General features: G+C 31.4%; 25 protein-coding genes. 6 read left to right on the top strand and 19 right to left on the bottom strand.

Going from position 1 to position 24,004, the window contains the following annotated elements; all coding sequences use genetic code 11:
* Nucleotides 1-35: 35 nt before the first annotated feature.
* The 7 genes from arfB to ACLII3_RS04815 are packed head-to-tail and all read right to left on the bottom strand — an operon-like array spanning nucleotide 36 to nucleotide 4,742.
* The gene (arfB, locus tag ACLII3_RS04785; RefSeq protein ID WP_412986912.1) at nucleotides 36-440 is read right to left on the bottom strand and encodes an alternative ribosome rescue aminoacyl-tRNA hydrolase ArfB; all 405 of its coding nucleotides are present in this window, start codon (nucleotides 438-440) and stop codon (nucleotides 36-38) included.
* A gap of 2 nt (nucleotides 441-442) precedes the next feature.
* A complete protein-coding gene (locus ACLII3_RS04790) occupies nucleotides 443-1,996 on the bottom strand; it encodes a DUF4301 family protein (protein WP_412986914.1) in 1,554 nt (517 codons plus the stop codon).
* Nucleotides 1,997-2,566, bottom strand: coding sequence for an AAA family ATPase (locus ACLII3_RS04795; RefSeq protein ID WP_412986916.1), 570 nt, complete (start codon nucleotides 2,564-2,566; stop codon nucleotides 1,997-1,999). It abuts the gene before it with no gap.
* On the bottom strand, nucleotides 2,527-3,156 hold the full coding sequence (gene pnuC, locus ACLII3_RS04800) for a nicotinamide riboside transporter PnuC (RefSeq protein ID WP_412986918.1): 630 nt from the start codon (nucleotides 3,154-3,156) through the stop codon (nucleotides 2,527-2,529). The genes ACLII3_RS04795 and pnuC overlap by 40 nt, the downstream gene beginning before the upstream one ends.
* A complete protein-coding gene (locus ACLII3_RS04805) occupies nucleotides 3,140-3,400 on the bottom strand; it encodes a YkoF family thiamine/hydroxymethylpyrimidine-binding protein (RefSeq protein WP_412986920.1) in 261 nt (86 codons plus the stop codon). The genes pnuC and ACLII3_RS04805 overlap by 17 nt, the downstream gene beginning before the upstream one ends.
* Complete coding sequence (locus ACLII3_RS04810; RefSeq protein ID WP_412986921.1) at nucleotides 3,397-4,116, bottom strand: geranylgeranylglyceryl/heptaprenylglyceryl phosphate synthase; 720 nt, start codon at nucleotides 4,114-4,116, stop codon at nucleotides 3,397-3,399. The genes ACLII3_RS04805 and ACLII3_RS04810 overlap by 4 nt, the downstream gene beginning before the upstream one ends.
* Nucleotides 4,116-4,742, bottom strand: a complete 627-nt coding sequence (locus ACLII3_RS04815) for a 4'-phosphopantetheinyl transferase family protein (RefSeq protein ID WP_412986922.1) — start codon at nucleotides 4,740-4,742, stop codon at nucleotides 4,116-4,118. Before ACLII3_RS04815 ends, ACLII3_RS04810 begins: the two co-directional genes overlap by 1 nt.
* Nucleotides 4,743-4,871: 129 nt before the next feature.
* Here ACLII3_RS04815 and ahcY point away from each other — a divergent pair, with 129 nt between their 5' ends.
* Nucleotides 4,872-6,188: an adenosylhomocysteinase gene (ahcY, locus tag ACLII3_RS04820; protein ID WP_412986924.1), complete on the top strand. Its 1,317-nt coding sequence runs from the start codon at nucleotides 4,872-4,874 to the stop codon at nucleotides 6,186-6,188.
* A 34-nt stretch (nucleotides 6,189-6,222) separates the two neighbouring features.
* On the opposite strand, the gene ACLII3_RS04825 is transcribed toward ahcY, so the two are convergent.
* The 3 genes from ACLII3_RS04825 to rplU all read right to left on the bottom strand — a co-directional run bounded on the left by ACLII3_RS04825 (nucleotide 6,223) and on the right by rplU (nucleotide 7,881).
* Nucleotides 6,223-7,005, bottom strand: a complete 783-nt coding sequence (locus ACLII3_RS04825) for a hypothetical protein (protein WP_412986926.1) — start codon at nucleotides 7,003-7,005, stop codon at nucleotides 6,223-6,225.
* Nucleotides 7,006-7,098: 93 nt separating this feature from the next.
* Nucleotides 7,099-7,359 (bottom strand): 50S ribosomal protein L27, encoded by a 261-nt coding sequence (gene rpmA, locus ACLII3_RS04830; protein WP_412986927.1) that lies wholly within the window; start codon nucleotides 7,357-7,359, stop codon nucleotides 7,099-7,101.
* Between the two features lie 27 nt (nucleotides 7,360-7,386).
* Nucleotides 7,387-7,881 (bottom strand): 50S ribosomal protein L21, encoded by a 495-nt coding sequence (rplU, locus tag ACLII3_RS04835; protein WP_412986929.1) that lies wholly within the window; start codon nucleotides 7,879-7,881, stop codon nucleotides 7,387-7,389.
* 214 nt (nucleotides 7,882-8,095) lie between these two features.
* Here rplU and ACLII3_RS04840 point away from each other — a divergent pair, with 214 nt between their 5' ends.
* Together ACLII3_RS04840 and ACLII3_RS04845 are read left to right on the top strand one after the other, a co-directional pair.
* Nucleotides 8,096-9,412: a M16 family metallopeptidase gene (locus ACLII3_RS04840; protein WP_412986931.1), complete on the top strand. Its 1,317-nt coding sequence runs from the start codon at nucleotides 8,096-8,098 to the stop codon at nucleotides 9,410-9,412.
* 1 nt (nucleotide 9,413) lies between these two features.
* Complete coding sequence (locus ACLII3_RS04845) at nucleotides 9,414-11,507, top strand: M16 family metallopeptidase (RefSeq protein WP_412986932.1); 2,094 nt, start codon at nucleotides 9,414-9,416, stop codon at nucleotides 11,505-11,507.
* Between the two features lie 52 nt (nucleotides 11,508-11,559).
* Here the strand turns inward: ACLII3_RS04845 and ACLII3_RS04850 are convergent, their stop codons facing one another.
* Nucleotides 11,560-12,435: a DMT family transporter gene (locus ACLII3_RS04850; RefSeq protein WP_412987891.1), complete on the bottom strand. Its 876-nt coding sequence runs from the start codon at nucleotides 12,433-12,435 to the stop codon at nucleotides 11,560-11,562.
* 88 nt (nucleotides 12,436-12,523) lie between these two features.
* On the opposite strand from ACLII3_RS04850, the gene ACLII3_RS04855 reads away from it, so the two are divergent.
* Entirely contained in the window at nucleotides 12,524-13,087 is a 564-nt protein-coding gene (locus ACLII3_RS04855; protein ID WP_412986934.1) for a heavy-metal-associated domain-containing protein, read from the top strand.
* 159 nt (nucleotides 13,088-13,246) lie between these two features.
* On the opposite strand, the gene ACLII3_RS04860 is transcribed toward ACLII3_RS04855, so the two are convergent.
* From ACLII3_RS04860 to mutY, 5 genes are all read right to left on the bottom strand, one after another.
* Nucleotides 13,247-15,208: an AAA family ATPase gene (locus ACLII3_RS04860; RefSeq protein WP_412986936.1), complete on the bottom strand. Its 1,962-nt coding sequence runs from the start codon at nucleotides 15,206-15,208 to the stop codon at nucleotides 13,247-13,249.
* 117 nt (nucleotides 15,209-15,325) lie between these two features.
* Nucleotides 15,326-15,898, bottom strand: coding sequence for a gliding motility lipoprotein GldD (gene gldD, locus ACLII3_RS04865; RefSeq protein WP_412986938.1), 573 nt, complete (start codon nucleotides 15,896-15,898; stop codon nucleotides 15,326-15,328).
* A complete protein-coding gene (locus tag ACLII3_RS04870; RefSeq protein WP_412986940.1) occupies nucleotides 15,895-17,205 on the bottom strand; it encodes a gliding motility-associated protein GldE in 1,311 nt (436 codons plus the stop codon). The genes gldD and ACLII3_RS04870 overlap by 4 nt, the downstream gene beginning before the upstream one ends.
* 22 nt (nucleotides 17,206-17,227) lie before the next feature.
* Entirely contained in the window at nucleotides 17,228-17,677 is a 450-nt protein-coding gene (locus ACLII3_RS04875) for a single-stranded DNA-binding protein (protein ID WP_412986942.1), read from the bottom strand.
* Between the two features lie 79 nt (nucleotides 17,678-17,756).
* Complete coding sequence (gene mutY, locus ACLII3_RS04880) at nucleotides 17,757-18,800, bottom strand: A/G-specific adenine glycosylase (RefSeq protein ID WP_412986943.1); 1,044 nt, start codon at nucleotides 18,798-18,800, stop codon at nucleotides 17,757-17,759.
* Nucleotides 18,801-18,935: 135 nt separating this feature from the next.
* On the opposite strand from mutY, the gene ACLII3_RS04885 reads away from it, so the two are divergent.
* The gene (locus tag ACLII3_RS04885) at nucleotides 18,936-19,226 is read left to right on the top strand and encodes an HU family DNA-binding protein (protein WP_412986945.1); all 291 of its coding nucleotides are present in this window, start codon (nucleotides 18,936-18,938) and stop codon (nucleotides 19,224-19,226) included.
* Between the two features lie 312 nt (nucleotides 19,227-19,538).
* Complete coding sequence (locus ACLII3_RS04890) at nucleotides 19,539-21,083, top strand: Rne/Rng family ribonuclease (protein ID WP_412986946.1); 1,545 nt, start codon at nucleotides 19,539-19,541, stop codon at nucleotides 21,081-21,083.
* Nucleotides 21,084-21,139: 56 nt separating this feature from the next.
* Here ACLII3_RS04890 and ACLII3_RS04895 read toward each other — a convergent pair whose 3' ends face one another.
* The 3 genes from ACLII3_RS04895 to ACLII3_RS04905 are packed head-to-tail and all read right to left on the bottom strand — an operon-like array spanning nucleotide 21,140 to nucleotide 23,919.
* A complete protein-coding gene (locus ACLII3_RS04895; protein ID WP_412986947.1) occupies nucleotides 21,140-22,177 on the bottom strand; it encodes an NADP(H)-dependent aldo-keto reductase in 1,038 nt (345 codons plus the stop codon).
* The gene (locus ACLII3_RS04900; protein ID WP_412986949.1) at nucleotides 22,177-23,136 is read right to left on the bottom strand and encodes an OmpA family protein; all 960 of its coding nucleotides are present in this window, start codon (nucleotides 23,134-23,136) and stop codon (nucleotides 22,177-22,179) included. The genes ACLII3_RS04895 and ACLII3_RS04900 overlap by 1 nt, the downstream gene beginning before the upstream one ends.
* 24 nt (nucleotides 23,137-23,160) lie before the next feature.
* Nucleotides 23,161-23,919 (bottom strand): exodeoxyribonuclease III, encoded by a 759-nt coding sequence (locus tag ACLII3_RS04905; protein ID WP_412986950.1) that lies wholly within the window; start codon nucleotides 23,917-23,919, stop codon nucleotides 23,161-23,163.
* Nucleotides 23,920-24,004: the final 85 nt, after the last annotated feature.

Here is a 24,004-nt window from a genome sequence, read left to right on the forward strand (position 1 = left end):
ATGAATTATTAAAAACCAAGACTGTTTTTAATTTTTTATTCGATATCTGGCTTTTTCCTGTTAGCTTTCTTTTGAGCTGTTTTACGTTTATTATCTAAACGCCTTTTAATTGCTGCTCTAGGAACTTTAGATGGCACTCTTGGTTTTTGCACGCTTAAAGCTTGTGCAATAATTGCTAAAAATCTATTTATTACTAATTGCTTATTTTTTAGCTGGCTTCGAGTTGTACCACATTGAAGTATTAATACACCCTCTTTTGTCAATCTGTTTTTTAACTTTACAGAGATTAAGTCTTTTTGAATTTGACTTAATTTTCTTGATTCTTTAATCTTAAATTGAAGTTCTATTTTAGTGGCAACTTTATTTATATGTTGACCGCCACTTCCTGAGCTTCTAATAGCTTTTAAGTTTATTTCTTGAATGAGTTCTTTTAAATCCAAAACTACTTTACTTGATGAGGCGCTTTAAGTAAATCATTTACAGTTTTTACTGGGTTGAATGTAATTAATGGCACTTCTACAAAAATGGTATTCCAATTAGCCATAGCTCCATTCCATAATCCAGGTAACTCTAATGCTTTTATAGCTTTTCCTGACTTAGTTTTGGATGTAATAAATGCAGTCTTAGGGTCAACAAACTTTGTTAAATCAAACTTTTCTCCTTTATAATTTTTTACTCCACATACTAAATCTACAGGGTTAAAATGTGTTGCGTTTTTTAAAATATCTTTTTGAACTTTATTCTTTTTATCAATTTGTGCAGATTCTACTATTTGCAATGAAACAGTTCCACTTTCATCTTTGACCCAAAATGGACCTCCTCCTGGTTCACCTTCATTTTTAACCATTCCGCAAACTCTAATTGGTCTATTAAGCTTTTCTTTTAGATAGGCTATTTGGTATTTTAAAGAATATTTTTCAAACTCAGGGCTAATTCTTACTTGTATTTTTTTTGAAAGGAATTCTGCTATTTCAATTACTTTGTTTTCAGTTAGCATATCTTCATCCTCCATCTCTTTTAAATATGAAAATGCTAGAGCTTGTATTTTCAATAAAATACCTGCTAATATTTTCTTGTATTTAGCTACCTCTTCTTTGTACTTGTAAACAACTACATTATCGATATTCTTAATAAAAATAATATCGGCATCTAGGTCATTTAAATTCTCTATTAAAGCACCATGACCAGATGGTCTAAAAACCAATCGATTATTTTCATCCTTAAATGGTTTATTATCGGAAGTAACTGCTATAGTATCTGTAATTTCTTTTTGATAGGAAAACGAAATATTGAATTTGGTATTGGTTTTATCTTCAACATCCTCTTCAATAAATTTAAATTCTTGGTCAAATTTATGGTTATGTTTTTCAGAAATTGTAAAATGTAGATCTGCATTTCCATTAGATGAAGCATATAATGCCGCTTCAAACAAATGCTCTTCAAAAGCTGTAGAAACATTTTTCTTATACTTATGAAATGGCAACAGTCCTTTTGGATAATTAGAATAATTCAACCTAGTTTCATCTAGCATTGTTTTAATAAACTCAAAACGTTGTTTATCATAAGATGAATTATTAAAATTTGGATTAAACTTATGTACTTTATGAATTACTTCTTCAAAAAACGGTAGTTTTTCTAACCCTATTAAAAAAGAGGATAAGTCATTTTCTTTGTTTTTATTTATATAAGCATTGATAGTTTCATCTTCAATACTATAACTATCTATAAACTTAAATAAAAACTTAAACATCCTTGTAGCAGCTCCAGAAGCTGGCACAAACTTCACAACTTTGGTGCCATTTAAATTTTTCTCAAAAAAGCTTATGCTATCATTCTCTTCAATCTCGGACATCTTTAAAACACCATCACCAATTGTTGCAGCAGCTTTTAAGTTTGAAAATGGCAGCCCTTTTTTAAAAATTTCAATTTGAGATTGTACATTCTTTAAGGTTAATCCTTTATTTTTTATTTGTTCTAAATCTTTATCTGAAAACATTTACCATTTTTTCGTTAAAAGTTGATTAATATGGGTTATTGCCTTTTTCAATCTTTCTTCCTTTCCTCCTTTTAATAACACATATGGTTTATTATGCTCTTGCAAAGCAGATTCAAATGCCTTAAACATCTTTTCTCGCTCATTTGGTTTATCTCTTAAATCATCTGCTTCCCAAGGGACGTCAATATAGGTTAAAAAGTATAAATCGTAGTTGTTTTCTAAAGCATATTTTTCAAGAATTGGATCACAAGCCCCTAGATAATAAGCCTCTGAGTATACTTTTGTTTCCAACAAGTCTGTATCACAAATAAGTACTGAACTTGCTTTTTGTGCTAATTCATTCTCTAATTTCATTTGTCCTTTAGCAATTGGCAATAAGTCTTTAGGCTCGCAAGTACGACGTTCGTTATTCCAAACATTTTGAAGATATTCTCTAGCGTATTCAGGCACCCAAACCGAATTATAATATCGTGCTAATTGACGCGATAAAGTTGTTTTACCTGTAGACTCAGGACCAAAGATGACAACTTTTATGCAGTCTGATGGTTGTTGTTCAAATGCTTTTTCCACTCTATATAACCTAAAATTGCTAGAACTAAAAATATACTAAATTGAATTCCTGAAAAACCTAAACCTTTAATAAAATACAAAGGAATTGAAATGATATTTCCTCCAATCCATAATAACCAGTGTTCTATTTTTTTATTTGCCATCATCCACATTCCAGCAAAAAATATTCCAGTTGTAAACGTATCGAAATAATCAGTTATTCTATCAAATCTATTAAAATATAAATATACAATGACAACAAAAACCGCTGTACTTAAAAATATTCCTAATGCTTTAATTAAATCTTTAGTAGATGACTTTGTAATTTCAAGGTGTTCCCCTTTTACTAGTCTTGTCCACATATACCAACCATAAATACTCATTAAAGTATAATACACATTAATAATCAAATCACCATATAATGTAAAGTTATAGCATATATATACATATATCACAGTACTAATAATTCCTGTTGGATAAACCCAAATACTCTCTTTTTTTGCGAACCACACACTAACAATTCCAGATAATACTGCAATAATTTCTAATACAATATTAAATGTAGATGCTTCTTTATATGGCTCTAAGAAAAAATCAAAAATTTGGCTCATAATCACTACGATCAGATTTAACAATCTTCATATTCAACACCACATGTTCTATACTTTCAAAAGATACTTTGATAGTGTCATTTAAAAAAGGCATTAATTCATCATAACTACCATAAACTTGCGTACTCAATGGATTTTCTAGGACTTTAAATTTTGAAGCTCTTAATTCTTTTATAAAGTCTTGAATTGGTGACTCAAAATCGTTTTGTAAAGGTAGTAATGTAAATTCTACTGATATGTTCATAGGTTTATCAATTCGTTAAAAAATGTTTCATCATTTTCAAATGCTGTTCCTATCACAACCAAATCTGCTCCAGCATTATAAGCCTCCATTAATTGGATTTTATTTCTAATACCTCCACCAACTATTAGCGGAATATTTAAATCTCGTTTTACTGCTGTAATAATTTCTTTATTTACAGGATGTAATGCACCACTTCCAGCTTCTAAGTATACTAATTGCATCCCCAAAAGTTCTCCTGCTTTTGCGGTATCTACGATTTTTGAAATATCAATACGCTCCATTGGCTGTGTTTTAGACACACGTTGAACTGCTGTTTCTTTCCCATTTTCAATAAGTATATATCCTGTTGGAATAACTTCTAAAGACATTGCTCTTAACCTTGAAACTGATTGCACTTGTTTTTCAATTAAATATTCTGGATTTCTGCCAGAAATCAAGGATAAAAACAATAAAGCATCTGCATTTTCTGTAAGTTGGGTTGTGTCTCCAGGAAATAAAATAACAGGCAACTTTGTATATCTCTTTATTTCTTCTACAAAAGGTGTGACAACACCTTCATCTACTGTACTGCCTCCAACAAAAATATGGGTAGTAACGGTTGTATTCACCTTTTCTATAAAACCTGCAATAGCCTCCAAATTCATCTTATCTGGATCCATCAAAACTGCTAGCAACTTTTGATTAGAAGTTTTTATATGTTGATATACTGTATTCATTATGCTACCACATAGGCACAAGTAAAATCTTCAAACTCTAAAAATAAAGCTTCATATCTATATTTTCTATCTTCATAATCTATCCAAGCAACAGTAGCGTCATCATTTATCATAAATGGAATTACTAAAAAATGTTCTTTAAACAACATTCCTGGTGTTGCAAAAAGTTTGTATAACGACTCCTTAATTCCCCAAATAACTGTTAATCTTCTAGTATAACAATCAGACGTTTTTTGCAAGTACTGAAACTCATAATCAATAAACTTGCTTGCAATTCTAGCAATTTTATCGCGTTGCTTTTCAATATCAATTCCTACTTCCTTATCACTAATAATAACCCCCGAAAATGTAAAGGAATGAGTAATAGATATCTTTTTACCATCTTTTAAATGTGGCTTCCCATTATCGTCATAAAACAAATCTTGATCTGTATATCCAAAATCTCTAAGCAAGTGTCTTACACTTAAAAATCCACGTTGATGCAACTCGCTTCGCATTCCTAAAACACGTTCTAAGCTCCTTGGTTTCAAATCTAAAGGCGCAAGTAAATCATCATAAGACTCTGTAATCTTCCAGATTTTAACAGTAGTTTGTGAATTTACAGTAATGGTTTTGTAAAGAGGCATTTAATATTCTGAAAGTTATTAATTATCTTTGCGCTGCCTAAGGCAGAATAAACATTTTTGGTTAGCGAATTTAACCATTTTAAAAGCTAATCCCAAAGGTGTTTTTCTTTAATGAAAAATAAAATAACTATGAGTACAAAAACAATTCCATACGTACCTTATAAGGTAAAGGATATGTCGCTTGCGGCTTGGGGAAGAAAAGAGATTGAATTGGCTGAAGCAGAAATGCCTGGACTAATGAGTTTGAGAGAAGAATATAAAGATTCTCAACCTCTTAAAGGTGCACGTATTGCTGGTTGTTTACATATGACAATTCAAACTGCTGTATTAATTGAAACTTTAAAAGCTCTTGGAGCTGAAGTAACTTGGAGTTCTTGTAATATTTTCTCAACTCAAGATCAAGCTGCTGCTGCTATTGCTGAAGCTGGAATTCCAGTTTACGCATGGAAAGATATGACTGAAGAAGAATTTGATTGGTGTATTGAGCAAACTTTATTCTTTGGTGAAGATAGACAACCACTTAATATGATTCTTGATGATGGTGGAGATTTAACTAACATGGTTTTAGACAAGTATCCAGAGTTAGCTGCAGGAATTAACGGTTTATCTGAAGAAACTACAACTGGTGTTCACCGTTTATACGAGCGTGTAAAAAATGGAACATTACCAATGCCGGCAATTAACGTTAATGACTCTGTAACAAAGTCAAAATTTGACAACAAATATGGTTGTAAAGAATCTGCTGTAGATGCTATTCGTCGCGCAACAGATGTGATGCTAGCTGGAAAACGTGTAACGGTTTGTGGTTATGGTGATGTTGGTAAAGGAACTGCAGCTTCATTTAAAGGTGCTGGTTCTATTGTAACAGTTACTGAAATTGACCCAATTTGTGCTTTACAAGCTGCAATGGACGGTTTTGAAGTTAAACGTTTAGAAACTGTAGTTGGAAATAGTGATATCGTTATTACAACAACAGGAAACAAAGACATCGTTCGTGGAGAGCATTTTGAAGCTATGAAAGACAAAGCTATTGTATGTAACATTGGACATTTTGACAATGAAATTGACATGGCTTGGTTAAACAAAAATCATGGTGACACTAAAAACACAATTAAACCACAAGTTGACAAGTATAATGTAAACGGAAACGACATCATTATCTTAGCTGAAGGACGATTAGTAAACTTAGGTTGTGCTACAGGACACCCAAGTTTTGTAATGAGTAACTCATTTACAAACCAAACGTTAGCACAAATTGAACTTTGGAATAATGCTGATGCTTACAAAAACGAAGTATACATGTTACCTAAAGCTTTAGACGAAAAAGTAGCAAAATTACACTTAGCAAAAATTGGTGTTGAGCTTACTGAGTTACGTGAGGATCAAGCTAGTTATATTGGTGTAACTGTTGAAGGACCTTATAAGCCTGAACATTATAGATACTAATTAAAGAATTATAATTCTATTATAGATTAAACCCTTACAGAAATGTGAGGGTTTTTTTATATCCTGTCACCAATAAATTTCTTGCTCCTCTTATTCCACATTTCTGGTGCTTATGATATGCTTGAGCTGCCCTTTCACGAATTTGTAAATCTGTTTCGTTAATAATCCACCCATCAATTGCTGCCTTTAAAGTATAAGCTTCAGGAGCCATTAAACCTGTAGTCCAAACTAATGGACTAGAATTAGTTTGAACCAAATATGGTTTAAAAAACTCTTTACTAATACATGCTAAAATTATAGCTGCTCTTTTATTTACATTTTTAGAGGTGAAATTTCCTTCTACATCAAACTCCATAAGTCCATCATGACCAACATAAGCTAATAAATTTGAATCTCCTCCAAAACTCAAACTCACACTTTCATGTTTAATATTAATAGGATTGTGACCTGCGTTAGCTTCTAAAAAATCAATGGTAGTTTGTTTTATATATTTACCATCGTAAGCATCAGCCAACAAATATGTATTAGTTAATTTATGCTTATACAGTAAGCGCTCAAGGATATTCTTTTTTGGATTCTTCTCGGTTGTAACAAGCACCCAATCTTTACTTCTTTTAAAGTAGCTTTTTACGCCATACATTGCTCCCCAATACAAATTATTTTTAGCATCTTGACCATTACCTAATTTTTCTGGCACTGGTACTATTCCTTGATTTTTATTATCACACAAAGCAACAAAAACATGGATAGTTTTTATTTGAGAATAACACAACTTAACACATAATGTGAAAGCAAAAAATAAGATTACTTTTTTCATAATAACTCTAACGATAGAATTAAATAAAAAGTACAAAAAAACCCTTTCAGTTTCCTGAAAGGGTTTCATATATTTTAAAAAAACTTAAACTTCTTAAGCTTCAAATGGTACAATTGAAACGTAAGATTTGTTATCTCTTTTCTTAGTAAATTTTACGATACCATCAACTTTAGCATGTAAAGTATGGTCTTTTCCAGCATATACGTTTTCTCCTGGATTGTGCGCAGTACCTCTTTGTCTTACAATGATGTTACCTGCAACAGCAGCTTGTCCACCAAAAATCTTAACACCTAATCGTTTCGATTCTGATTCTCTACCGTTTTTCGAACTACCTACTCCTTTTTTATGAGCCATTTTATTTCGATTTTAGTTGTTAAACAATTAGCTTAAAGCAGCAATTAAATCAGCTTTCTTCATAGAAGAAATACCTTCAATTCCTTTTGCTTTAGCCATCTCTTTTAATTGAGCAACAGTCATCTTAGATAAATCATTAGATGCTTCTGTAGCTTCTGGCTTAGCCTCTACTTTTTTAGTTGCTTTTGCTGGAGCAGCTTTTTTTGCTCCTGAAGCAGCAATACTTTCAATTTGAATTTCAGTTAAAGATTGACGGTGTCCATTTTTAACACGGTAACCTTTACGTCTTTTCTTTTTGAAAACAATAACTTTATCACCTTTAAGGTGCTTTAAGACTTTTGCTCCTACTTGAGCTCCGTCTATAGCTGGGGCGCCTACAGTTACATTGTCACCATCTGCTACAAGAAGAACGTTATCGAAAGATACTTTCTTTCCTTCTTCAGTTTGTAAACGGTGAACAAACACTTTCTGGTCTTTTTCAACTTTAAATTGTTGCCCTGCTATCTCTACAATTGCGTACATAGCGTAACGTTTTTATTTATTAATTTTATTAAAAAATGAGTGCAAATATACGGCTAAATAATTAATCTACAAATATTTTACACACTATAAATCTCTTAAAAATAGTGCAATATATAAGGTATACGATTTAAAGTTTATTATTTTTGTGTGCGCTTGTAACAAATCTTACTTACTTGCGTCATACAACAAATTAAATTTAATTAAAAAATCACAAATGAAAAAATGCTTATTTTCTTTAGCATCTTTGGTATTAGCAAGTTTTACTGCTACTGCTCAAGAAGTTAAGTTTGAAGAATTTGATCTAGACAATGGACTACACGTAGTTCTTCATCAAGACAACACCGCTCCTGTAGTTATTACTTCTGTAATGTACGATGTAGGAGGAAAAGATGGCGACAGAGAGCGTACAGGTTTTGCTCACTTTTTTGAACACTTATTATTTGAAGGTACAGAAAACATTGAGCGTGGAGAGTTTATGAAAATTATTCCTGCTAACGGAGGAACTTTTAACGCTAACACATCTCAGGACAGAACCTACTACTACGAAATTTTCCCTTCAAACAAATTAGAACTTGGGCTTTGGTTAGAATCTGCTCGTATGTTACACCCAATTATTGATCAAGTTGGTGTTGACACTCAAAACGAAGTAGTAAAAGAAGAAAAGCGTCAAAGATATGACTCTCCATATGGTGGGATTTTTGAAGCTATTGGAAAAAATCTTTTCGAAGTTCACCCATATAAAGATCCAAACATTGGTTATATGGAGCATTTAGATGCTGCAACTTTAGATGAGTTTAACGCATACTTTAAAAAGTATTATGGACCTAACAACGCTGTTCTAGTAATAGCTGGAGATTTTGAAGTTGAAGAAACTAAAAAAATGGTAAAAGAGTACTTTGGAGAAGTAAAACCTCGTCCTGAAGTTGTTAGAAATTTCCCAAAGGAAGCTCCTATTACTACTGCTAAAAGAGTACAAGCTTACGATAAAAACATTCAAATCCCTGCTATTTTAGCAACCTACAGAACTCCTGGATTTGGAAACAGAGATGCGTATGTATTAGATATGATTTCTGCATATTTAAGTGGAGGAAAAAGTTCTGTACTTTATAAAAAATTAGTTGACGAGCAAAAACAAGCATTAGCTGTTCAAGCTGTTAACATTCCTCAAATGGATTATAATGTATTTGCTTTATTTGCTTTACCATTAGGTGAAGTTTCTTTAGATACTTTACTTGCTGAAATGGATGAAGAAGTTGCAAAAATGCAAAACGAATTAATCTCTGAACGTGATTACCAAAAATTAATCAACCAATTCGAAAATCAGTTTGTAAGCTCTAATGCAAGTATTGCAGGAATTGCAGAGTCTCTTGCTTCATACTATTTATTATATGGAGACATTAATTTAATAAACAAGGAAATTGATATTATTAGATCAATTACTAGAGAAGAAATTCAAGCTGTAGCTAAAAAATACCTTAGCCCAAATCAGCGTGTTGAAATAGAATATTTACCAAAAAAAGATGACCAATAAAATGAGAACAATATTTAATATTAAAACAAAGATATCTGCATTTGTACTTTTATTTTTGGTAACATTAAGCGTTACAGCACAAGTAGACAGAACAAAGATACCTACTCCTGGTGCAGAACCAGAAATTAACATAAAAACTCCTGAAGAATTTCAACTTAAAAATGGTTTGAAAGTTCTTGTAGTAGAAAACCATAAATTACCAAGAGTTTCATTTAGTTTACGTATAGACAATGGTCCAATTTTATCTGGAGATAAAGCTGGTGTAGAAAGCATTGTTGCTAGTATGCTTGGAAACGGAACTACTTCTATTGATAAAGATACTTTTAACGAAGAGATTGACTTTTTAGGAGCTAACTTAAGTTTTGGTTCTAGTAGTGCATTTGCATCTTCATTATCAAAATATTCTGAAAGAATTCTTGAATTAATGGCTGATGCAGCATTAAACCCATTATTAACTGAAGAAGAGTTTCAAAAAGAAAAAGATAAGTTACTTGAAAGCTTAAAATCTAACGAAAAAAGTATGGACGCAATTAGTGGCCGTGTTGGAGGTGCTTTAAGCTACGGAACTCACCATCCATATGGAGAATTTACTACAGAAGAAACTGTAAACAATGTAACATTAGATAACGTTAGAGCTTTTTACCAAAAATACTTTAGCCCAAACAAAGCATATTTAGTTGTAATTGGAGATGTTAAGTTTAAAGACATCAAAAAGCAAGTTAAGAAATATTTTGGTGATTGGGCTCCAGGAGCTGGTGTAGCTACTTCTATTCCAGAAGTAAACCCTAACGCTCAATACACTCAAATTAACTTTGTTGATTTCCCATCTGCATCTCAATCTAGTATTTCTATTACTAACAATGTAAAGCTAAAAATGGCTGACGAAGATTACCATGCAGCTTTAATTACTAACAACATCCTTGGTGGTGGTGGTGAAGGTTATTTATTTAAAAACCTTCGTGAAGAACATGGTTACACTTATGGAGCTTACTCTAGCTTAGGTGCTAATAGATATGGTGCTTCTCGCTTTACTGCTTCTGCTAAAGTTAGAAACATGGTTACTGATAGTGCTGTTGTTGAAGCTTTAAAAGAAATAAAAAGAATTAAAACAGAGCCAGTAGATGCTCAAATTTTAAAAGATGCTAAAGAAAAGTACATTGGTAGATTTATCATGGGATTAGAAAACCCAAGAACTGTTGCTAATTACGCTTTAAACATCAAGTTACAAAACTTACCACAAGACTTCTACTCTACATACTTACAAAAAATTAAAGATGTATCTGTTGAAGACGTACAACGTGTAGCTAACAAGTATTTTAAAACTGAAAATGCTCGTATTGTTATTGTAGGTAAAGGTGCTGATGCTTTAGAAAATCTTGAAAAAACTGGAATTCCAATTAAGTACTACGACAAGTATGCTAATGAGGTTGCTAAACCAGAATTTACAAAACCAATTCCTGCTGGTGTAACTGTACAAACAGTAATTGATAACTATATCAACGCTATTGGAGGAAAAGACAAATTAGCTGCTGTAAATACTATTCACTCTACTGCAAATGTAACTATTGAAGGTGCTCCTTTCAAGCCTGTTGCTAACACTAAGCAAATGGCTCCAAACAAAATGATGGTGGACATTAGCATCGAAGGAATGGGAACTATTGAGAAGCAAGTATTTAATGGTGAAACAGGTTATATTGTTCGTCAAGGACAAAGACAAGATATGCCTGCTGATAGAATTGAAAGCCAAAAGAAATCAGTTTTATTTGATGAATTAGGTTTTGCTGACAAAAATGTAACATTAGAAAGTATCAATACTATTGAAGGTAATGATGTTTATAAAGTAAAGCTTGAAGAAAACGGAGAAACAACTTATAGATATTATAGTGTAGAAAATGCATTTTTAGTAAGAACTGAAAGCACTACTAAAGTAGGAGAGCAAGAAATTACTACAACTGTAGATTACGATAAGTACTCTGAAGTAGAAGGTGTATTATTCCCTTACTATACTGTACAAAAAGCTGGACCGCAAGTATTAATTTTTAATGTATCTAACATTAAAGTTAACGAAGGTGTAACAGACGCTGATTTTAACTAATTAGTATTTCAAAATACATTAAAAAAACCTGAAGCTTTTGCTTCGGGTTTTTTTATTTTCTTCTATTAGCTAAATAAATTCCTATTAAAATTAATCCTGTTGCTAAAAGCTGAGACAAACTAAACCCTTCACCATCTAACAATCCCCAAATAAGTGCAATTACTGGCATTAAATACGTAACAGACGATGCAAAAACTGGTGTAGCCATTTGCACTAATTTATTAAATAATACCTTGGCTAAGGCTGTACCAAAAGCAGATAGTATTACCACATAACCAATAGACATTAAAAAACCTTCTCTATTAAAAGTTTCGGTCGAAAAGAAATCTACAAATAGCAATACAACAAAAGCTGGAATCATAATTGCCGCAAAATTTCCAGCAGCAATAGTAATGGCCTTTACATCTTGTAAGTAGCGCTTAATAATATTTACATTAAAAGCATACATAATGGTAGCTAATAACACAAAGCCTGCATATAAATAGTTTTGATTCGGATTTAATTCGGCACCTTTACCAATTAATATTGAAGTCCCAACAAAACCAATAATAACACCAACTATTTGACGTTTGGTTGACGCTATTTTAAACACTGCAAACCCAAGCAAAATAGTATTTAATGGCACTAAAGAGTTTAATACAGATACAACACCACTATCAATTTCGGTTTCGGCAATAGCAAACAAAAAGGCAGGGAAAAAAGTACCTAAAAACCCAGAAATGATTAGCCATTTCCATTGTGGTTTAGCAACTTCTTTAAGCGTATTAAATCCAACAGCAAAAATAAACAAGCCCGAAATAATAACACGTAAAGCACCTAATTGATAAGGTGTTAAACCTATCAAGCTTTTTTTAATAAGAATAAAAGAGCTTCCCCAAATTAAAGAAAGCACAATTAAATAAATCCATTTCTTATTTCCTGAATGCATACCTGAAATTTTCTGCAAAAGTGCGAATTTAAGATGCAAGTAACAGTATTAATTACTAATTTTGTATAGATTATAATAACTATTACTTATGAAGACATTAAAAAATATTTTAGCTGTTGCTATACTTGCTCTAGCTATTGTTGCGTGTAAAAACGAAACACAGCCAGAAGTAAAAACTGTGCAAACAGAAACAAAAGCTAAAAAAGAGGTTAAAGAATTAGACCCTAACGCTACTTATGCTAAAGCTGAGTTTAATATAAAAGGTATGACTTGCGAAATAGGTTGTGCTAAAACTATTGAAAAGAAATTAGCTAAAATGGAAGGGGTAAAAAGTGCTAAAGTAGATTTTGGTAAGGAATTAGCAATGGTTGAGTATGATAACGCTAAAGTTACTACACAAGACTTAGAAGAAACGGTAACTAAAGCTGCTGATATTTACAAAGTAGAAAACATGAATACTGTTGAGGCATTCTCTAACAAAAAAGAATGTGCACCTAAGTGTTCTGAAGATTGTACAAAAGAAAACTGCGATAAGTGTGCTGCTAAAAAGGCAGAGTGCAAGAAAAAATGCGATGCTAAAAAAGCAGAAGGCAAATCTTGTGGTGATGACTGTACAAAAGCATGTTGTGCTGAAAAGAAAGGAAAAGCTTAATTACCGTTTAGCTTACACATAAAAAAAGCCTACTCGTTTGAGTGGGCTTTTTTTATGTGTATATTTTTGATGTTCGTTTAACGTTTGTAGTTTCGTTACGGAATTGTATGCAAGTAACTTTCAGCCGTAATGAAGTATAGTAGTTGTTGGCAATAGTTTTTATTCTAATTGATTTATAGCTAATTCACTATTAACATATAAGTTTGCTTTTAAAGCATATAATCTACCTAATGATAATTCTGATTCATTACTTTTCCTGTATTCTATTATAGAATTCAGTGAATTTTCTTTTAATTTACTTAAGGTTGATTTAAGAACATTTTTATTATTTTTTTTTAATAAATCTCCCTTGATAACTCCACACAGAATCCTATTCTTATAACGTTCTATTTTTGAACTAATGAAGGTTGTATCTATTCCAAGAAGGTTTGTCATTTCTTCTTTCCCAAGTATTAAAAAACCATGTTCATTAGGTAATTCGCCTACAGGTAGTTCAGTATCTTCAATTATTGCTAAAAATCCATCAGGCTTTAAATTCTTCTTGATTGTATTTATAGATTTAGTCCATTCATTAATTGGTATTTCGTGTAATACGTTTACTAAAACGACCAAGTCATAATGATTATTAGGGATTTCTGATAAGTCGTTATAAACATTATTTGCACCTAGGTTGTTTACTAATTCATTATATTTCGGCTGAATGTCGAAACAATCATAAGATTTTATTCTTTTCCAAGTTTTTTCAGATTCTCTAATTTTCTCAATTAATCTACCTTTACCTGAGCCAAAATCTAGAATATTTATTGAGTTATTCGTTAAAATAATATTCTTAAATATTTCAAGTTGTGGGTCGTTGTTATTTGCTTCTTCAAAAACTTCCGGGTCTTCAAAGCATTCACCCATAAAATTTATCATGGCCCAAGAAGGTGTCGATACCAAAAATTCCACAATTTTATTATAGTGTTCATCAAAACCCATTAAATCATCTACAGATTCGAAAGGAATAGTGGAAGATGGTGAAAATAACTTACTATCTCTAACCAGGTGTATCGAGCCATATTGAAGATTCGCTACTATTGAAAGAGAGTGAGTTGCAATAATCAATTGTCCCTCATCTTTTACAAGTTCTTGTAAGCTCTCAATCAGTTTTATTTGTGCTTTTGGATGTAAATTTAATTCTGGTTCATCAATTATTATTATTGATTCTTTAAATCGTATTCTAGGATTGGTATTTAACAGAAAAAGCAAAATAGCATAAGTAAAAAGTACTTTTTCCCCTTCAGAAAATTGAGCATAATCAAATTCTCTCCCATCTATTTTCCAAAACCCAATTGATTTAATAGATATGTGGTCGTCGTATTCATCAACATTAGAAGTTTTAGATTCCCATTCAAGTGTCTTTCCTAAAAATTCATTGACTAATTGTCTTAAAAGGTTAAACCTTTTATATGAAACTCTATTTTTAAATTTCTTTTCATCTCCTTTAGTATCTATAGCATCATAGGATAATTTGTGAGGAAGTCTTTTTAAATAGGTTAAAGCTGAATCACTTATCATTGAAAATTCATCTATATTGACATCTTCATCAGTTGAATCAATGATATTTTGAAATGTTGCTCTATTTGAATTTAAATCCAAGCTAGCCTTTAGTCTTCTGAAATCATCTGGCTTAATTACTTTTATTCTTTTATTTGTATGAAACTGAATATCATTATTTAATTTGTTATATGCATTTTGATTAAAAGGAATTCTACTTGATTCTCTATTGAACTGTTGTCGAATAATTTTCAACTCTTCGGTTAATTCTTTTGATTTAGGATTGTTCTTTCGTCTTTCCTGAATCTCTTTAAATTCTTTATAAATTCTGTATAGTTTTAAATTCTTCTTATGAGCATTTATTTGAGATTCAAGCTGAGTTGGTAAAAACTCTAATTCACCGTCAAGTAGACTGACAATGTCAATTTTTTTTAATTTATTTTCTATTGCGTTTAAGTAACGTGTTTTACCTGAACCATTTTTTCCAACCAAAGCTAAGGTATTATTCAACCGATTTGTTTTAAATTCAGTTAGACCTAAACTATGTATTTCACTTTCTGATAATATTAATTCTTTTATTCTCAATTTTGATTTAAATTACTGTCAACGTATTTATTTAAACACGTTTTAATGGTTAATATAAAAGTGTTAAACGAAGTTAACTTTTTTAAGTAAACAAATCAATACGTAGAAATACGTAATTTACTCTTTCCACTTAATAGTTTCCATAATGTGTTGGATGTCCTTTTTTAAGTAATCGGCAGCTGGCAAAATAGAGTCGTAATTAGGTTTGGCGTAAAAATACAAGGAGCCAGTTACAAAGTGGTTGATACTATCAGTCACATAAAATTGCGATTGCGATGCTGCATTACCTCCAACTTCGTAAAACATACCATACACACGATTTTTAGCATCTATAAACTTTTGCTCAGTAATTTCATCGGCCTTTTGTGTATGCTTTTGAGTTATGTTTTGAGCATCTAATAAATAATCTTCTAAATTGTTATTTACACTTTTATAAGTTAAATAAATAGTTCCTTTTAGTTGACTATAGTTAAGATCTAACCCAACCGATTTTTGGTCTCTAGAAATTTTTATCTGGCTTAAATCGTCTGCCAAAATATTTTTATCGAATGTAAAAGGCAACTGTGTACTTATCCTAGCATATTGAGGTGTTGGATACTCTAATCGTAAATAAGCCTTTGGCTTAGGAATAGGATCACTACCACAAGCATAACACATAACTATTAATAATACAATTGCTAACTTTTTCATTCTTGATTAATGGTAATTTTTACTTGTTTAATGCGCTTTTTATCTAAGCCTTCAATAGTAAAAACGTAATTTTTAAAATTTATTTTACTGTTAAGCTTTGGGAAACTTCCCGAAATTTCTAAAACAAATCCAGCAATGGTTTCAGCTTCGCCTTTATGGTCTTCAAAAATAGCTTCTTCTTCTAACTTTATAACACGATAAAAGTCTTTTAAAGTGGTTTTACCTTCAAACACATAGTTATTGTCATCCAGCTTAGAATAAATTAAATCGTCATCATCAAACTCATCACTAATATCTCCTACAATTTCTTCTATCACATCTTCTAAAGACACCAATCCTGATGTACCTCCATACTCATCTACTACTACAGCCAAATGCACTTTCTTTTCTTGAAATTCCTGCATTAAATCGTCCAATTTTTTGTTTTCAGGTACAAAAAACGGCTCACGTAATAACGTAGTCCATTCAAACTGCTTTCTACCCAAATATGGCAGTAAATCTTTTACATATAAAACACCTACAACATTATCTACATTATCTTGGTATACAGGAATACGCGAATAACCATTTTTAATAATATCAGGAATAATATCGCTGTACTTAGCTGTATGTTCTACGGCAAAAATGTCTATACGTGGACGCATTACCTGTTTGGTATCTGTATTTCCAAACGACACAATACCTTGTAAAATTTTATGTTCCTCCTTAGTAGTATCCTCTTCACTTGTTAGCTCTAATGCTTGCGATAATTGGTCAACACTTAAATTAGATTTTTGTTTCCCTAACTTGTTATGAATAGCATGCGTAATACTTTGCATTGGTAAACTTATTGGTGCAAAAACAACATCTAAAACTTTAAGTGGATAAGCCATAAACTTAGAGAACTTAATGTTGTTTCTGCTTGCATATACTTTTGGCAATATTTCGCCAAACAAAAGAATTAAAAATGTAATTACAACAACCTCAATTACAAACTTTAAAACTGGCGATTCTATACTCTCAAAAACAAAGCCACCTAAGTAAGCAAACAGTATTACAATGGCAATATTTATAAAGTTATTTGCTACTAAAATAGTTGCTAGTAATTTTTTAGGGCGTTCTAAAAGTTTCGCAACAATATGCATTGGTTTAGAATTACTTTCTTGAACATCGTCTAAATCTTTTTGAGTTAAAGAAAACAAAGCTACTTCGGCACCAGAAATTAGTGCAGAACATATTAATAGTATAAATAGTAATACAAAACCTGATACAATTGACATGTCAATTGTTGTGAAAGAAAGTACTAAACTAAAGGGTTCAGGGTCCAACAGTTAAAATATTAGTTAACAATTAAAATGGTAAATCGTCGTCTTCTGGAGTTGAAGATTCGTTTACTACATTTTGTGTATTTTGAACTGGTTGCTGCACGTTTTGAGGACTTGCATTTCCAGCTGGATTTTCATTTTTGGTTGTTAAAAAAGTAAAGTCTGTACAATGGATTTCGGTAGAGTAACGATCGTTACCTTTATCGTCTTGCCATTTACGTGTTTTTATTCTCCCTTCAATATATACTCGATCACCTTTACTAAGGTACTTTTCGCATATTTCGGCAGCCTTATTTCTAACAACTATATTATGCCATTCGGTATTAGTAATACGCTCGTTTGTTTGCTTATTAGTATACGTTTCGTTTGTAGCAAGCGGAAAACGACCAACACAATTTTTATCATCAAAATAATGCATTTTCACCTCGTCTCCTAAATGCCCAATAAGCATTACTTTATTTAATGTTCCTGACATAATATATTTATTTGAACTGCAAAATTAATGGTTTTACAGTATTCTTCTTTTAAAAGTACTAAAAATTATGAAAATAGTTTTAGTTGTTAAAATTATATGTTTCTATAAATCTACCAATTACAATTGGAACAGGATAATTTTTAATATCGCTAATACTTATTCCTTCCTTTGGTAATTTATTTGTTTTTACAACCCAAAAACTAGTATATAAATGTTGATGCGATAACTTGTGAACTATTTCCTCTTTATTATATAGATTAAAGGTTTCTATTCCATTTATATCAAAAGATGTATTTATAGCTTCTTGAAAAGAATTTTTAGTTAATCGTTTTTTGGTTTCAATTAAAGGAAACTGATACAGGTTTTGCCATATTCCTTTTTGAGTTCTTTGCTCAATAATAGTTTCTCCATTATTACTAACAAATACAATAAAATTAAAATAACGCTTTCTTACCTTAGTCTTTTTAAGTTTAACTGGTAGTGTTGTTACCTTATTTAACTGCAAAGCTATACATGAAGTTTTTAAAGGACATACTTCACAATTTGGAGATTGTGGCTTACATTGTCTTGCTCCAAACTCCATAATAGCTTGGTTATAGTCACCAATATTACTTTTTGGTAATAATGACTGTGCTAATACTTTAAATTCTTTTATTCCATTTGTACTGTTAATAGGTGTTTCTACACCATAATAACGAGACAATACTCTATATACATTACCATCAACAACAGCAGTAGCTTCATTATAACAAATTGAAGCAATAGCACTAGCAGTATAATCGCCAACTCCTTTTAGTTTTAATAACTCTTTATATGTAGAAGGGAAAACGCCATTTAATTCTTCAACAACATATTTAGCCGAAAAATGTAAATTTCTAGCTCTAGAATAATATCCTAGTCCTTGCCAAAGCTTTAAAACGGTATCTTCTTGTGCATTTGCAAGGTCAAAAACAGTAGGAAATTTGCTAACAAAAGCTTCATAATAAGGCAACCCTTGCTTAACTTGTGTTTGTTGTAAAATAATTTCTGATAGCCAAATTAAGTATGGGTTTTTGGTTTCTCTCCAAGGTAAAACCCTTTTATTTACTGAGTACCAGTTAGTTATATTTTTAATGAAATTCATTTTTTTAATACTAGGACAGCAAAAATAAACGTTTATTAGGTTAAAATTTAATGAATTAGGCTTGAAATATTGAAATTAAAATACATATATTTGCATCCCTTATAATTTAAAAGATAACCCTAAAAATAATAGACAATGACTAAGGCTGATATAGTAGCAAAAATTTCTGAGAAATTAGGAATAGAAAAAGGTGATGTTCAAGCAACTGTTGAAACATTTATGAGTGAAGTAAAAACTTCTTTAGAAAGTGGAGACAATGTATATCTAAGAGGATTTGGAAGTTTCATCATCAAAACAAGAGCTGAGAAAACTGGTAGAAATATTTCTAAAAATACAACTATCAAAATACCTGCTCATAACATACCAGCATTTAAACCAGCGAAAGTTTTTGTAGAAGGAGTAAAAGCTAACGTTGAGGTTAAATAAGACATTAAAAAATAAGTATTAATTTAAAACGCATTATTTATGCCAAGCGGTAAAAAACGTAAAAGACATAAGGTAGCTACGCACAAGCGTAAAAAGAGACGTCGCGCTAATCGTCACAAGAAAAAATAATTCGAAAAAGTAGTTTTTTAACTACTTTTTCGGTTTTATTAAAAATCGTTCTTTGATATCAAATTCATTGAAATAATCACTTATACCTTAGTGATTTGATGAATTTAACGGATTAAATTCCTGTGAATCAAGAAAATATGTATAATCCATCTGTACTTAAATGTATGGATAAAAATTAACTATATGAATAAAGAATTGATTATTCGTTCTAGTTCTGACAATGTTGATTTTGCCTTATTAAAAGATGGAAAACTTATTGAATTTCAAAAAGAGGAAGACAACAGTAATTTTTCGGTTGGTGATGTGTTTATAGCCAAAATACGAAAATCTGTTCCTGGACTAAATGCAGCATTTGTAAATGTTGGTTATGAAAAAGATGCTTTTTTGCATTATCATGATTTAGGTCCAAAACTCCCTTCCCTTTTAAAATTTGTAAAACGTGTAAGCACAGGTAAACTTAAAGACTATTCTTTAAAAAATTTCCCATTTGAAAAAGATATTGATAAAAACGGAAGTATTACTGACGTTATAAAATCAAATCAATCTGCATTAGTACAAATAGTAAAAGAACCAATTTCTACTAAAGGACCACGAATAAGCTCCGAGCTTTCTATAGCTGGTAGATATTTAGTTTTAGTTCCTTTTTCTGATCGTATTTCAATTTCTCAAAAAATTGAAGACAAAGCAGAAAAAGACCGACTTAAACGATTGGTAAAAAGTATTACACCAAAAGGATTTGGTGTCATTGTACGTACAGTTGCAGAAGGCAAAAAAGTAGCGGAACTAGACAGAGATTTGCAAAACTTATATGGTCGTTGGACCGCAATGTGCAAAAAACTCTACAAAGCTCATCATCCAAGTAAAGTGTTAGGTGAAATGAATAAAGCCTCTTCTATTTTAAGAGACATTTTTAATGATACTTTCACTTCAATAGTAGTAGATGACGAGTCGCTATACATTCAAATTAAAGATTACGTGCAAAAAATTGCACCTAAAAAAGAATCAATAGTTAAGTTGTATCAGTCTAAAATTCCAATTTTCGAAAAATATGGAATCGAGAGACAAATAAAAACATCCTTTGGAAAAACTGTTTCTATGGCTAAAGGCGCTTATTTGGTAATTGAACATACCGAAGCTCTTCATGTTATAGATGTGAACAGTGGAAACCGATCTAACAAGGCAAAAAACCAAGAGGATACTGCATTAGAAGTTAACTTAATCGCAGCTACAGAAATGGCTCGTCAATTACGATTACGTGATATGGGAGGTATTATAGTTGTTGATTTTATTGACATGGGAAATGCAGAAAACAGAAAAACGCTTTATAATCATCTTCGTGAAGAAATGAAGGACGATAGAGCTAAACATAAAATATTACCTCCAAGTAAATTTGGATTGATACAAATTACCAGACAAAGAGTAAGACCAGAAATGAACATTAAAACCAGAGAGGAAGATCCTAATGGTGTAAATGGTAAAGAGGTTGAAGCTCCAATAGTGTTAGTAGAAAAAATAACACATGAACTGGAACAACTATTTAAAAAAGACTATAAAAAGATAACTTTAAACACACATCCTTTTATAGCAGCCTTTTTAACCAAAGGCTTTCCATCTATACGTTCAAAATGGTTTTTTGAACATAAAAAATGGGTGAAAATTCAACCAAGAGATGCTTACACATATCTTGAATACCACTTTGATGACAAAGATGGTAATCAAATTAAATAATAAAAAAGCCTAACAACTATGTTGTTAGGCTTTTTTTATGTTCAATATTCTTTCTTTTAAGGAGCTGGATTAGGTATTACTGCATGAATAACATTAATTTTTTCTAATACCTCAGCACTTAACTCAACATTAATACTGTCAATATTCTCTTTTAATTGCTCCAAATTAGTAGCACCAATAATATTACTAGTTATAAAAGGTTGCTGATTTACAAAAGCCAAGGCCATTTGTGCTAAAGTTAAGCCGTTACTTTCAGCTAATTCAAGATATTGCTTTGTTGCTTCTGTAGATTGCTCGCTACTGTAACGTGCAAACCTTGGGAATAGTTTTAATCTAGCATTATCAGCAGCAGTACCTTTAATATACTTTCCAGAAAGCACACCAAAACCTAATGGTGAATATGCTAACAATCCAATATTTTCACGTATTGCTACTTCAGCCATATCTCCTTCAAAAGGTCTATTTAAAAGCGAGTATGCATTTTGAATTGTAATAGGTCTTGGTAAATCATGTTTATTAGACTCTTCCATATAACGCATAGTTCCCCAAGCCTTTTCATTAGATAAACCTACATGTCTTATTTTTCCAGCTTTGATAATTTCATCAAGTGTTTCTAATATCTCTTTAAAATTATCTTGCCAAGGGTCGTTAGGATTATGCTTATAATCTCTAATTCCAAATGTATTAGTTTGACGCTCTGGCCAATGTAGTTGGTATAAGTCAATATAATCTGTTTGCAAGCGCTCTAACTCTGCATCTACTGCACTTTTAATTGCATCTGGACTAAATCCATTAGTACGTATATGTGCTGTATAATCTCCAGGTCCAGCTATTTTACTAGCTAATACTATTTTATCACGATTACCTGTTTTTTGTAACCACGTGCCTATTATTTTACTTGTACGTCCTTGTGTTTCGGCTGTTGCTGGCACAGGATATAACTCTGCAGTATCAATAAAATTGACACCTTGTTCAAAAGCATAATCTAGCTGTGCGTGACCTTCGGCCTCTGTATTTTGATTTCCCCAAGTCATAGACCCAAGGCATATTTTACTAACTTTTACATTAGTATTTGGTAATGTTGTGTACTTCATTATATTTCATTTAACAACTTAGAAATCTCATCTAACTTAGGTGTTAAAATAACTTCTATACGTCTGTTTTTTGCTTTTCCTTCTGCATTATCATTGCTTGCAACTGGCACATGTTCGCCACGTCCTGCAGCAGTTAAATTTTCTGGTTTGATACTATTGTTTTGACTTAAAATTTGAACAATTGCTGTAGCACGTTTTGTAGATAAGTCCCAATTTCCTTTTACTTGTCCACTTCCAGAATATGGTACATTATCTGTATGTCCTTCAATAAGTACTGCAATTTCAGGATTATCTGCTAATACAGTTCCTAATTGCTGTACAGCTTTTTTACCTTCAGTTCCAACTGCCCAACTTCCAGATTTAAATAACAATTTATTCTCCATTGAAACATACACTTTACCATCACGTTGTTCAACAGTTAATCCTTTACCTTCAAAATCTGTTAAAGCACGAGAAATAGCATCTTTTAAATCGGTCATCGCTTTATCCTTTGCAGCAATTAAAGCTTCTAATTCTTCCACACGCTTTGATCTGTCTGCCAAGTCTTTTTTAAGCTTTTCTAAACGTTCATTTTCAGCCGCAAGTGCTTCCTCTTTAGCTTCTAATTTAGCTAACAACTCTCTATTTTCTTTTGCATTTTTAGCTATAGCAGCCGAACTGTTTTTTTCTAAAGCATCATAAGAGTTTTTTAAATTATCATGCTTTGTATTTAAAGCTGCTAAATCAGATTCTAATTGATTACGTCTAGCCAAGGTTTCATCATACTCCTTTTGAAGTCTAGCTAATTGATTTTCTAAACTTGTTTTCGCGCTTAATAAATCTTCATTCTCATCGGCAAGTGATTTGTTTTCTTTTTTAAGTCTTGAGTACTTACCTTCAAGTTCTTTATACACCTTTGAAGACACACAAGAGGTTGCCAACGTTAATACTAATGCTATTAATGAAATTTTTTTAATCATTTTATTGGGTTTCTATATTTTACTTTATTCTATTTCTACTAAAATTGGACAATGGTCACTATGAACAGCTTCGGACAATATAACCGCTCGCGTAATTCTATCTTGCATTGGTTGCGATACCATTGCATAATCTAAACGCCAACCTTTATTATTTGCTCTTGCGTTAGCGCGATAACTCCACCAACTATACTGTTGTAATTCGGCATTTAAATGCCTGAACGAATCAATGAATCCAGAATTTATAAACTCACCTAACCACTGACGCTCTTCTGGTAAAAATCCAGAAACACCTTTCATTTTAGGATTATGAATATCAATTTCTTCATGACAAATATTATAATCACCACAAACAACTAAATTAGGTATTGATTCTCTTAAATTGGTAAGATATTCTTTTATCTCATCCATATAATTAAACTTAAAACTTAATCTAGCATCATTAGTTCCTGATGGCAAATACATACTCATTACAGATACAGTATCATAGTCAACTCTTAGGTTGCGTCCTTCAAAATCCATAGACTCTATTCCAGTTCCATACTCAATATGATTTGGCTCTTCTTTACATAAAATAGCAACGCCACTATATCCTTTTTTTTGTGCACTAAACCAATAGTGGTATTTATAACCAGCATCTTCGAAAAGTGACACATCTAATTGCTCTTTCATGGCTTTTATTTCTTGTAAGCAAATTACATCTGGATTAGCACTTACAAGCCAATCCATAAAGCCTTTATTAATGGCAGCTCGAATACCATTAACGTTATATGAAATTATTTTCATTATTTATAAAACTTAAAATCAATACAATTTTAGCTAAAATAAATAATGCTGTACTTTTACGCTATAAATTTAAAGTTGTTTTAAC

This window comes from Pontimicrobium sp. IMCC45349, assembly GCF_047219225.1.
Classification (GTDB): Bacteria; Bacteroidota; Bacteroidia; order Flavobacteriales; family Flavobacteriaceae; genus IMCC45349.